9 protein-coding genes are annotated in these 12,358 nt (G+C 59.0%); 4 read left to right on the top strand and 5 right to left on the bottom strand.

From position 1 onward, the window contains the following. Positions 1–116: 116 nt before the first annotated feature. From ACFVJ3_RS48040 to ACFVJ3_RS48050, 3 genes are all read right to left on the bottom strand, one after another. Positions 117–851 (bottom strand): alpha/beta hydrolase, encoded by a 735-nt coding sequence (locus ACFVJ3_RS48040; protein ID WP_378458790.1) that lies wholly within the window; start codon positions 849–851, stop codon positions 117–119. 85 nt (positions 852–936) lie between these two features. Beyond that, complete coding sequence (locus ACFVJ3_RS48045; RefSeq protein WP_378458791.1) at positions 937–1,890, bottom strand: ring-cleaving dioxygenase; 954 nt, start codon at positions 1,888–1,890, stop codon at positions 937–939. Positions 1,891–1,973: 83 nt separating this feature from the next. After that, a complete protein-coding gene (locus ACFVJ3_RS48050; protein WP_378458792.1) occupies positions 1,974–3,608 on the bottom strand; it encodes an FAD-dependent monooxygenase in 1,635 nt (544 codons plus the stop codon). Positions 3,609–3,807: 199 nt separating this feature from the next. Here ACFVJ3_RS48050 and ACFVJ3_RS48055 point away from each other — a divergent pair, with 199 nt between their 5' ends. From ACFVJ3_RS48055 to ACFVJ3_RS48070, 4 genes are all read left to right on the top strand, one after another. Beyond that, complete coding sequence (locus ACFVJ3_RS48055; protein ID WP_378458793.1) at positions 3,808–4,764, top strand: helix-turn-helix domain-containing protein; 957 nt, start codon at positions 3,808–3,810, stop codon at positions 4,762–4,764. Positions 4,765–5,053: 289 nt separating this feature from the next. Further along, positions 5,054–5,593 carry an HtaA domain-containing protein gene (locus ACFVJ3_RS48060; protein WP_378458794.1) on the top strand — a complete coding sequence of 180 codons (540 nt, stop codon included), beginning with the start codon at positions 5,054–5,056 and terminating at the stop codon, positions 5,591–5,593. A 1,002-nt stretch (positions 5,594–6,595) separates the two neighbouring features. Beyond that, positions 6,596–7,525, top strand: coding sequence for a PDR/VanB family oxidoreductase (locus ACFVJ3_RS48065; protein WP_378458795.1), 930 nt, complete (start codon positions 6,596–6,598; stop codon positions 7,523–7,525). 58 nt (positions 7,526–7,583) lie between these two features. Then, positions 7,584–8,879, top strand: a complete 1,296-nt coding sequence (locus tag ACFVJ3_RS48070) for a cytochrome P450 (protein WP_378458796.1) — start codon at positions 7,584–7,586, stop codon at positions 8,877–8,879. A gap of 351 nt (positions 8,880–9,230) precedes the next feature. On the opposite strand, the gene ACFVJ3_RS48075 is transcribed toward ACFVJ3_RS48070, so the two are convergent. Further along, entirely contained in the window at positions 9,231–10,502 is a 1,272-nt protein-coding gene (locus ACFVJ3_RS48075; protein WP_378458797.1) for a LuxR C-terminal-related transcriptional regulator, read from the bottom strand. A gap of 422 nt (positions 10,503–10,924) precedes the next feature. Continuing rightward, positions 10,925–11,479 (bottom strand): YceI family protein, encoded by a 555-nt coding sequence (locus ACFVJ3_RS48080; RefSeq protein ID WP_378458798.1) that lies wholly within the window; start codon positions 11,477–11,479, stop codon positions 10,925–10,927. Between the last annotated feature and the right edge of the window lie 879 nt (positions 11,480–12,358).

The raw sequence follows: 12,358 nt of genomic DNA on the forward strand, positions 1-12,358 counted from the left end.
CTGTAGTAACACGACCCCAACGCGGCCGCGCGGCGTCCCCGCACGTCAACACGCCTTTTCGCGGAATCGTGTGCCCATCAGCTGCGGAAGTCCGGCTAGTGTCAGGTGATCAAAGTCTACAGACACGGGTGGTCCCCTTCTAGGTTCATGGACAGCTTGCTATGTCGGTTGGTTGAGTCGGCCTTCATACCAGATGATTCCGTCTGATTTGGCAGCTGGTCGAGGATCCACGAGGCATCGTTCATCGATTGCTCCGTTATGATGTGCTCGCTACCTGGGTCAATCCGGAGATCGACGTCAGCTCCCGATGTCAGCAAGGCCCGTGCGGTCTGCTCCACCCTCCACCGAGGCACCCAGGGGTCGCTTTCAATGCTGCGCATGAGGATGGGCACACCCTTCAGCGGCTCATCACCTGGGACCACCGCATCGCCTCGCCCCAAATAGCCTCCCGTGAAAAGTATCGCCGCGGCATACGCCGCCGGTTCCGTCAGGAGAAACTGGGAAAGTAGACACGCACCCTGAGAGAACCCCCACAATACGATCCGTCCCGTCGAGAATCCTTCAGCCTCGATAGCTGCAACCTGTATACGAAGTGCCTCAATAGCATTCACCAGTGCTGGTTGGTTGTTCGCCACCGGTTCAAGGAACGGATGTGGATACCAGCTGTTCTCATATGCCGAAGGAGCGTAGAAGCGAAGACCCGACGACTTCAACCTTGCGGACTGCTCTCGCATGAACTCTGGAGTTTGTCCACGACCATGGACCGCAAGCACGGCAGCTCGGGCAGAGTGGGTATTGTCCCCCCACACAGTTGTCTCCCGACCTAAGTGCGGGTTCTGCTTTTGCAACATTTCTCTTCCCTCAGTGTTGATCTCGAGCGGGGAGTGCCACCGTCATGTCGGCGGCACTCCCCCGGATACCCGTCCGATACAGAGATCAGATGTCGATCTCTTCCAGCTGACCGAGAAGCTCAGTGCGACGGTGCTCGAACTGCGGCGGCAGCTGGAACTTGGTGCCGAGCTCCTGGGGAGACTCGTCACAGTCCCAGCCTCCGTCCGCGTGAGTGACGGCGAGTTCGAACAAGGCACCGCCTGGTGTTCTGACGTACACCGACTTGAAGTACTTGCGGTCCTTCAACTCGCTGATATCGGTGTAGCCCGCTCCCTCGATCTCGAACTTGATTTCGTCCTGGTTCTTCAGGTTGTCCAGGTTCCACGCGAAGTGATGGTAGGTGCCAGCACCGTACCTCCATGTGCCCTGATCATCCTTCCGATTGCCGATCAGCTCAATATGATTGCCGAAGCTCTCATCGCCGACCTGGAAGACCGCCCGGTCACCGTCTTCACGGATCTTCCCCTGCGAGTAGAAGGTGTTCTGCGCGAAATCGACCATGCGCTCAGGTGTGGTGACGTGGATACCGACGCCATGAATACCATGAATGGCATATTCCGCCGGCACCCCGTAACCAGGGTGGCCTTCGCGCGGGTCATTGTCGTTGCTGACGAAGACGTACTCGATACCGGACGGGTGCCGGAAGGCAAGACGACGCCGGTCGAGAACCTCTACGTTCTCAACCACAACCTTGTGCTCGGTCAATCGTTGGTGCCAGAAGTCCAACGATCCTTCCGGAACAGATAGCAGAACTTCTCGTGCCTGGTTCGTACCGGGTTCTCCGACCAAACCTGCCTGTGCCCAGGGAAAGGTAGTAACCACGGAGGACGGGTCCCCATTCGCATTGCCGTAGTAGAGGTGGTAGATCGGAATCGAACCGTCGAACAAGACCGTTCGTTTGATGAATCGCATGCCCAATGTCTTGACGTGGAAGTCCACATCCTCCTGTGCGTGGCCGACGGACAGGGTCACGTGGTGGGAACCTTTTACGAATGCCATCTCATTCTCCTCGTGTAGGTGGGAAAATCCCTGATTTTCTGCGGGTGGGGAATTCACTGAATCCGAACACGGTTCAGTAGCTTTTATAGGACGGCCGGTTTCAGCGTTCGTCCCAACAAGGACTGCAGGGCCGATTCGATCGATTGATCGGATGCATCGTTGTCAGTCTGTGCGCGCCAGCACACAAATCCATCCGGTCGGACAAGCACGGCCCCCGATTCAGTAATTCCGTAGAGGGCGGTGAACTGCTCCCCAACATCGGGGCCCGTCTCGGTACCGCCGATCACATGAAGATCGAGTCGTATCCCAAGCTTCTGCGACATCCTGCGTGCGGGGATCGTCCAGCGTGTCCCGCTGCTTCCGGTGAGAAGAACAGCATTTCTCCCGAACAAGTCGAGTATCGAGCACTCTTGTCCGTCGCGCGCGAACAGCTGGTGTGGGGCACGAGTTCCAGGCAGTCCCGCGGTTTCGCGCGGGTCGCTTTGAATCAAAAAATCCCCGTTTGAGCCGCTGACCACTGCCGAGGACCGGTACCGATACCCCAGATCAATGTGTGCGTCGTCTACCAGCTTTTCTATTCCCTTAGTTGCCAAGAACGGTGCTGCGCGCGTTACGTAGCGGGCATATGCCTGCTCGACCGTAAACTGCGCTACTGGCTTTCGTTCCACCTCGTAGGTCGAAAGCAGCTCGGGATCGGCGGAGCCTTTGATTACGGCAGCAAGCTTCCATGCCAGGTTGTGAGCGTCGTGTATGCCGGTATTGCCACCGTAGCCACCATAGGGCGGCATCACGTGCGCAGCGTCGCCGACTAGGAAGACACGCCCCTTCCTGTAGCTGTCGGACACGTCGGCCCGCGCCTGCCAATGCATCACATCATCGATCGTTACGGGCAAATCCGGTACACCGAGTGCGGCGCGCACAAGTTCGACGCAACGCTCTTCCGTCAAGTTTTGCGACACATCACTGTTCGGATGCTTCGGGTCGCCGAGTCCATGGACGGCAAGAAACCCTGATTCGTACGGTTTCTGGATCCGAAAGAAGCCCTGAAGTGTGTCGTTGACGACCATGATTACACCTAGATTGCGGCCCCGCATCAGCGGCTTCACATCGGCGTGAAAGTAGATAGTCACACTATTTGAGAATGCGCCTCGGCCGGCCTGCCCGATTCCCAACTGCTCGCGAACCCAACTGCGCGCACCGTCAGACGCGACCATATATCGTGCACGTACGCTGGACTGTGCATCAGTGTCCCGATCCCGCACCACCGCGACGACACCGTCATCATCCTGCTCGAAACCTACAAGCTCCGTGCCAAACCGCGTTTCTGCACCAAGTTCGCGGGCCCGCTCCCCGAGGACCGGTTCGATCGCAATCTGTGAGGCGAAGAGCCGCTCCGATGGGCTTAGGTCCCGAACCCCATCGTTCAGTCTGGGAAGGTGCCAGGCGATCTCTTCGCCCGCTAGGCTTTCTACAGACATGATCGCGGCATCCTGATCGAACTGCTCACGCGATCTCGCCTCAATCTTCTCTTCCAACCCTATGCCTCGGTAGATCTCCATGGAGCGCTGCAAGATAAGCGCGGCACGCGGATGGATTGCACTGCCCCGGTGGCGCTCTACCACCAGCGATGGAATCCCGTGATGACCGAGAAGACAGGCGGTCGTCATGCCGACCAGGCTGCCGCCGACGATCAGAACCGGGACCTCGTTGTCAGTCATTGCTACCTCTTCTTCTTCCCTCTGGGCCCTCGCACGCCGTCGCAGGAGGCGAGTCCCGACTACCTGGATCGGGATGCCCCAGAAAAGTACATTCGGTGTTGCCTGCCTCACATCGGCGTAGGATGCACAAGTCCGTCCCATCCGTGCACAGTTGAACCGGCCACCCGGTTCGGGGCGGTGTTCTGAAGAGGAATCACAGATGCCAACAGGTCACACATCATCCGCAGGCAGTGCCACCACTGTCCACCACATCCATGACTGGCGAACCCTCCTGAGCAGGTCCTTCATGGAGTTCCACGTCGATGCCGCCGAGCCTGCAGCATTCCGCGGTTCAATACGCACACGCAGAATCGGCGGCATCGAGTTCATTGCGATGTCGACGGAGGGCCACGTTGCGCACCGCGGACCGGACAGCATCCAGGCAGGTGAACGACCCGACTACCTATTGTGTCTCCAGATCGAGGGTGTCGGTGAGTTCACCCAGTCCGAACGCACAGCCACGGTTCATCCGGGTGACATCACGCTCTTCGACACCACGGCCCCTACATCCGTCCTCAGCAGCGACAACTACCGCAGTCTGTGTGTGAAATTCCCTCAACGCCTCCTGGACGTTCCGCGAGAGCGCATGTCGGAGCTGACCGCAGTCCGACTCGCAGCAACCGAAGGGATCACGCCGGCCGCAGGAGCGGTCCTGAGAACCTTCGATCAAATCGCTGACAGCATTCCCGGCAGAAGTCGACACCTATTCGCACACAATGCTATTGGTATCGTATCCACTCTTTTTCAGAGTCAGATTCACGTAACGCGGCTCCGCCGAAGTAGCGATATCGCCCTCGAGCAAATGCAGGACTACATCGACGCTCAACTTTCCGATCCTGATCTAACCCCTGCCAGGGTCGCCGCCGCTCACTTCACTTCGCTTCGACGAGTCCACACCATATTCAGCGCCGCCGGATTTACCGTTGCCGGTTGGATTCACCATCGCCGACTCGAACAGTGCCGGCGCGATCTCTTGAACCCAACCATGAGGTCCGTTCCAGTAGCCGCGATCGGGCTACGGTGGGGGTTCAAGACCCCTTCACACTTCGGGAAGGCCTTCAAAGCGACGTTCGGTGTGACTCCCGGCGAGTACCGCAGCCAGGCCAGCGAAGACTGACGATGCACCGTTCCCTGCCCTGAACCTAGTACTCTCCAGTCCCGCGCCGGAGCCTCCGAGTCGATCGAGTACGCAGGCCTAAGCACCATCCAGGCAGACGGTTTCGCCGTTCCGTTGCTTGACCTGACGCCAGACGCGATTGCCTACCCGGTGGAAACCACGGACCGTGCGATCGATCCACCTCGCCGATTCTGACCGCGCAGGACGCCGCCCGGACACCGCGCCGAGCGGAGCCGCGGCAGGTCCCCGAAGCAGTGACAACGAGAACCCACACAGATGGAGAAATTCAATGACAAACGGCCTTCGTAGCGGCCCAGGGCCCTCGAGCGAGCGATTGACGACAGGTCTGGTCTGGCGACTCAAATCCAGTTTCCTGAGCTACCTGGCCCGAACTCCTGGGGCGCAGACCTTGGTCAACGGCGGAGCTGGAACTACATCGACCGGAGACTTCTACTTCGAACTCGCAGACTCCTCGGCCTTCAACCGCAGTACCGGCCTCGGGACGTTGAAGTTCCGCGGTCAGGTCCGCTTCTCCGCACACCATGGGATGTTGTTCGTCCTGATTGCCGATCCCTGGGTCACGTTCGGCGCGGACAGCACCATCATGAGTATCGTGGAGGCGGAAGGCTATCCGGACACCCACCGTAGGATCCCACTTGTCACACTATGCAAAGTCGACGCCGTCGTCATCGGCGACACGGTTTCATGGACAGCCGCACCAACTCACCTCGCCTCTGGTGCAGTTCACGTCTTCAATGATGTCTACCCAGTCGGCGAACCCCTCGGACCCATGGATATTCGCATGAACCTAGCCATCCCCGCGAAATGAGAAAGCTCACCTGCGGGTCTGCAGCTGTCCGCATATCGCTGCACCAAGCACTGCCACGTACCACCCCGCGTCTGCCCCGGGTAAATGTCGGAAGCATGCAACCAGTCGACACTCCGACGACGGCACGGCCGGCACCACTAACTACATCCACCCTTCCGGTGAGATCGCAGGGACTGATCCGCGCGGCAGCACCCTAGGACGCCTGCGATGGCACTGGTATCCGACAACTGCCTGACCGTCCCGCGCGTCTGCAGTGGTCAGCCCACTCGTCGACGATCTGCCGTCGTCCATCATCATGGCGACGGCCCGACCCCACCGAACCACTCACGAAGCCGCGAACTAGACACCCTGATAGGGATTTCGTGCCCACCTATCCCCGGAACCTAGCCAAACGAGCAGGACAATCCTGCTAGATCGATCAGCCGCTTCCCGTGCTGCGAGATGGGACATTGATTCTCATGAAGAAGTAGATCTCAGACCACTAGGGAGGGTCCCTCACCAAGTCGGGTCTTCGCATTGTGAACCGCGCAGTCTGCATCCGTTGCCCCTCTAAGCGTGAAGCGTCGCACGATCGAACTTGCGCCGACTGACTGCCGCCACGGTCGCCACGGTCGCCACCGCGAGAGTGCAACCTGTGGCCGGCCTTGTCGCGACGACGGACAAGCCTTCCACCGAAAGAATTCGGATCGCCAAGGCCAACCCCCGCACGCAACACCTCCCAGCACCGGAGCGACAGGTCACCATGAGCATTGCGGTATCCCAATCAACAACTACTGATGGACCTGCATTGTCGACCTTCGCATTCCAGCCCTCGGCGTGAACGGTGGTTCTCGTACCCATCGCGAACAGATCCACCCCGCACGAGGGAACCCCTCCATAACAACAGATTCCAACCCCCGAAGGATCACGATGACAAACCTAGTAGAGGAGATGTCCCCTCCGCGCAAGTCCCCCAGTGCAGCGTCTGGCGCACGCCGCAACGACGAGCGCACGCTCTCTCTCATGATCAGCGCGAAGACGGTCATAGCAACCGGTGTGACTCGCCTGACGCTCGTGCACCCGGGTGGGGAGGAGTTGCCCGAATGGTCGCCCGGAGCCCATATCGATCTGAAACTAGCGAATGATGTGGTTCGCCAGTACTCCCTATGCGGAGGCGTGACCGACCGATCTCAGTGGGAGATCTGCGTCCGCCAACTGCATGATGGGCGCGGGGGTTCAAACTTCATTCACAATCGCCTCTCGGCTGGCGACCTCGTCACTGTGACCGGACCTCGGAACCACTTCGAACTCGTCAACGCCTCGAAGTACCTATTCATAGCCGGCGGCATCGGAATAACGCCCATGCTCCCAATGATAGAACAAACCGACGAACGTGAGGCCACGTGGTCCCTGGTCTACCTGGGCCGAAGCCTGAGCACGATGGCATTCGCCGAATCCCTTAAAGCCGCTTTCCCGAACAATGTTTCGGTTCACCCAAACGATCAGGACCAGCTGGCGGACATCTCGAGCCTTCTCGAAACCATCGAAGCTGACACCGCGGTCTACGTCTGTGGACCGGAATCGTTGATGCGTGACCTCGAAGACGCCGCAGACTCTCGCGGCCTCGCATCAAATCTGCATACGGAACGATTCTCCGCAAATCCAACGGGTTCGGTAACTTGTGACCGATCATTTGAAGTCGAATTCTCCTCGTCTGCGGTAACCGCGATTGTCAAGTCCGGCACGACCATCCTTGAGACCGCGCGTGCATTAGGGATCCCTGCATCCTTTTCGTGTTCAGAGGGCACCTGTGGGACCTGCGAAACAACCATCCTCGGGGGGAAGGCCGATCATCGGGACACCATCCTCAGCCGAGAGGAAAGAGAAGCAAACGAGACGATGATGATCTGCGTCAGCCGCGCAGCTGGCAATAGCTTGATCTTAGAGATGTAGCTATCGGACCTGTCCAAATAAGAACCCAGCTACGAAAAGCCATAGGAATGGAGATTCAATGAGCTCGACAAACACCACCGATACACAGCCGAATTCCGATCCACGTGTATCGGACGAAGCCAGAGCATTCTCGTTCTTTCGCGGAGACTTTCAAGACAACCCTGGCGCATCCCTCGAGTGGGCGCGAAAAAAAGAACCGGCTTTCTATAATCCAGACTCTGACTATTGGGTCGTCACTCGGTACGAAGATGTGAAGAGCATCCACAACGATTTCAATTCCTACTCCGCGGCCAACACACTCGCACCGCTTACGCCCCTTTCAAGCGAAGCGATTGAAAAACTGCAGGAATACCAATTCGCACCGATCGCGGCACTCGTCGACGCGGACCCTCCTCTTCACCGAAAGATTCGACGGCTCAACGCACCCGTTTTCATGCCCGAAAACGTGAATCAATTAGAGGGCTACATCCGAGCGACCATCACTGAACACATCGATCGGTTTGTCGAATCTGGTCATGCTGACTTGATAGCAGATCTCTTGTGGGACGTTCCATGCCTCGTCGCTCTTCAGTTCCTCGGAATTCCAGAGGAGGACGTCGACACCGTAAGAAAGCTGGCAACATCCCTGACAGAGTTTGGGTGGGGCCAGCCCGGTCATGATGATCAGGTTCGTGCCGCGGATCACATGGGCCAGTTCTGGGAAATGGGCGGACGAGTCATCGCAAAGCTGAAGGAGCTTCAGGATCCACCTGGGTGGCTCGGCCACACTATCAAGATGCAACGCGAGCATCCAGACATCTTCACGGATTCATGGTTGCAGACGATCGTCATGGGCGGAACGGCCGCCGCTCACGAGACGACTACCAACGCGACTGCCAACGCCGTCGTGACGCTATTGAGGAATCGAGAACAGTGGCAACGGCTATGTGAGGATCCGGCACTAATTCCCGCCGCGATCGAAGAATGTCTGCGCCACAGCAGTTCTGTCACCGCTTGGCGCAGACTTGCCAAAGTAGATACCGAGGTCAGCGGTGTAACCATTCCGGCAGGATCGAAGATTCTCACTGTCATCGCGTCAGCACACTACGACACCGATGTGTTCGATCAGCCAGAGGTCTTCGATATTGACCGTGACAACGTGGCCTCTCATATCGCGTTCGGAAGTGGGAGTCATACCTGTCTGGGCAATCACCTTGCTCGGCTGGAGATGAGAGTCTTCCTCGAAGAGCTGACTCGTCGCCTGCCACATATGCAGCTCGACGATCAAGTCCTCACGTACCTGCCCAATACCTCATTCCGCGGCCCGGAAGCCCTCCACGTCAGCTGGGACACATCCGGGAATCTCAGTAGCTGAGGTGAGGGTAGCGGTTGAACCGTGACGTCGCTCAGCGTCGCCTGATGTACGTGCTGGTTGTCGGCGACGACCAGCACGTACTACGGCTGCACGCGGTGCGATACCTACCTCGAACGAACGACGCTATCGAAGACCCCCGGTAGCCTCCGCGGTCCGCGCAACATCGGTGAGTGGATCGGATCCGACGGTGGCGAATCAGACCGTGGAATCTCCGCCGATCGACTCGGATTGCGGTCCGCTTTCAACCGATGTGCTGATGCACCTCAAGGACTACAATTCTCCGGCACCGGGGTGGGTATGGCGACCGCGCACCATCGCGACGGCACCTATTGATGTGTCGAGGTTCGAGACTTAACGAAGAACAGCTGCTAGTTCGGCGCGGTTGGTTGCACCGACCTTTCGCAGAACATTCGCTACATGAAATTTTACAGTGTGCTCACTGATAGTCAGTGCGGCGGCGATAGTCCGGTTGCGAGCACCTTCTGCCACCAACTTCATAACATCACGCTCACGATTGGTTAGTCCCCACTCCGGCTGAATTCCTTGGAAAGCTGACGGCATATCGAGTGGCAGTCTCACGTCGATATTCGAGCCCCAGCCAGGTGTCCCACTGACCGTAAGTTTGCCGGCGAGCGCGTCAACACGAGCCGTGAGTTGATGCACGCTCTGTGTCTCGGATGTCAAGTCGCCGGGACCGTCATCCCGAATGCCGATGAGCAAATTGGATCCGTCACAATCCCATTGAATCCGCACGCGCCCAACTCCATCTTGCTCGGCAAGTGTCAGCACTGCGCTACGAACGATTGCACGGCCTGCATGCGCTATTTCTCCGGGCAGCGCACGTCCGTCGATGGGAGGTTCGACGAACTGAACATCGAGATCACCGAATTGAGTGAGCGGACGCAGGTCTCTTCGAAGCCGTTCGAAGGCACGCGCCACTGGTTCCTCGGAGAGGCTGCGGTCACGATCGGAAACTGACCTCAACTGCACCATCGCTGCTGAAGCAATGTCCCGAGCAGACTGGCGAGCAATCGAATCCGTCGTGTCGCGGGAACGCAACACCGTCAGGATCAGCTCCAAAGTGGTCGAATGTGCATCCGTCAGTTCTGCTACTAACCTCGAGCGCTCAATATTCGCCATTCGCGAGTCACGCAGATGGTCAAGCGGTGCCGTTGCAACTTGCTGGCGGATGCTAATGGCGACAAGCTCCCATAAGGCCGACACGAGGCGCCTTTTTGTGTCCATTGATATTGTTGCAGGGGCTGTTTCGACGGGATCGACGAGGACAAGGAGAGCATCGGTCGCCGCAAATATCGCCGCAACTCGATGATTTTCGTGGCCAATCACTGAAGTTGCGTCCCAGGCCGGGGCACCGGTCGCCATCACGAGCTGTCCGATCTTTTCCAGCTCGGCAATTTCGACTTCGTCGACGATCGATGGATCTCCAGTCCTCTTCAGCGGCTGGAGTGGGCAATCCTTGGTGAAGATCACCAAGGCGCTGTGCGAAATGATTGGTTTTAACAGCGACGAAAACGAGTTCGCGATATCAAGTGGGGAACGATAGAGCACCGTGGATAGTCCGTCGATCAAATCGACCGGAAAGGGCTTTGCTCGGTCTCGCATGACAGTCGCTACCTTCTTCGCGTCCGCCCGAGGGGTTGGGCCATCCTTCCGCAACGATGTCGAAGCCCTATCTACATACGGCGGCTTGCGACATCGAACACCGCGAATTGCCCTGCAGCGAAGGCGATCCGGACCGATGATCCACGTGCTAGTAGCGAGGCTGCTTGAACCTGGCGTCGCCTCTACCACGCCTCTCAGTGATTCAATCTTCAATCTTATCGCTCGATATTGACCTCCGGGGCTGAGGTGACTGTGATCTACCTCACCCTCCAATCGCCTCTAATCGTTGCCGAGGCACTGGTGATCACTCCATACCCAGGCAACCCGTTTCTGCGTCAACGCAGGTCATGCCGCAGCCCTGCCCGCGCGCGCGAGAGGGTGGGCGGCCAGCCCCGCACCGCCCACCCTCCGCCAGAGAAGAACTACGTCTGGAGGCCGGCCTCGATCTCGAGGGTGATGGTGATCTTGTCGCCGACGACGGCTCCGCCGCCTTCGAGGGGCATGTCGATGGTGATGCCGAAGTCCTTGCGGTTGAGGACGGTGGTGGCTTCGAAGCCGGCGACCGGTCCGTTGCCCATGCCGGGGTTGACGCCACCGAATTCGAGGGCGAGCTCGACGGGGCGGGTGACGCCGTGGAGGGTGAATTCGCCCTCGACCACGTAGTCGTCCCCCTTGGCGCGGACGGCGGTGGAGGTGAAGGCGGCGGTGGGGTACTGCTCGGCGTCGAAGAAGTCGGCGGACTTGATGTGGGCGTCGCGGTCGGTGTTCTTGGTGTCGATGGACGCGACCTGAATGTCGGCGGTGACGGCGGCGGTGCCGTCCTCGGCGACGGTGATCGCGCCGCTGAAGACGTTGAACGTGCCGCGGACCTTGCTGACCATCAGGTGGCGGACGGAGAAGCCGACGGTGGAGTGGACCGCGTCGATGGCCCAGGTTCCGGCGGTGAGGTTGGGCAGGGTGGTAATGGCGGTGGTCATGAGACTCCTCGGAGAACGGACTTGGATATCGCGTTCGTCCCAATATAATTGAACGCTCAACTACTACGATAGTTGAGCACGCGGGTTGAGTCAACGAGCACTTGCGTTGCTGTACCGCGACTCTCACGCCGAACCATGCTTCCGCATCGACGCCCTGCTGCGGGTCCTGCAACGAGCGGCACCACCCGCGAGTTGGACGTGCCACGCCTTCTCTTGCATGTTCGAACACCGAAGAATACGAGTCCGTTTACGCTGACATCTCCCACCATGGTTGTCAGCGGTACTGCTCCCCCAATCTGTTCGAATCGCGACGCCGTGCGCTTGCATCGACGGCGCGGGTCGGCCCAACCGACCATCAGTCCTGCACGGCCGCTGAGGAACTTGACGTTCGACACCGTGACAATCCACCTGCACTCCAACAGCGCGAGGGTCGGAGCCCGACGTACCCGCGAGACGAGCCGAAATCGCCTGACAGTCAGAGGCAGGCCGAAAAGGCCCGATGACCGCACACCCCAGCTCGCATGGGGCGCTCGATCATCGTGACGATTTCAGCTGGGCCACTCAACTCCGCAGGCACAGACCCTACGTCCGTTCCACACTCGAGATCCCACGAGGATCGTCAGCACCTGACGCGAAACTCCCTCGTCACCCATCAGGGTCCTCAATCTCCAGGCGCCACTGGCGGTGCACGTCATCACACGCGGCTACAGAGCGATTGGACGGCGCGCTAAGTCACCTGCGCAAAGTGTGGGCTCCGCAACCTCAGGATGATCGGCACCGTCAGGAGGTTGTCCCGGGTCTCGTAGAACTTGAGGTGGCGGTCCCCCGCTCGAGACCCGCCGTGTGGTAGGTGTCGGGCGTTCCTCCAAGAACTCCGAC

This window comes from Rhodococcus sp. NPDC127593 (genome assembly GCF_042671975.1).
Classification (GTDB): Bacteria; Actinomycetota; Actinomycetes; order Mycobacteriales; family Mycobacteriaceae; genus Rhodococcus_F.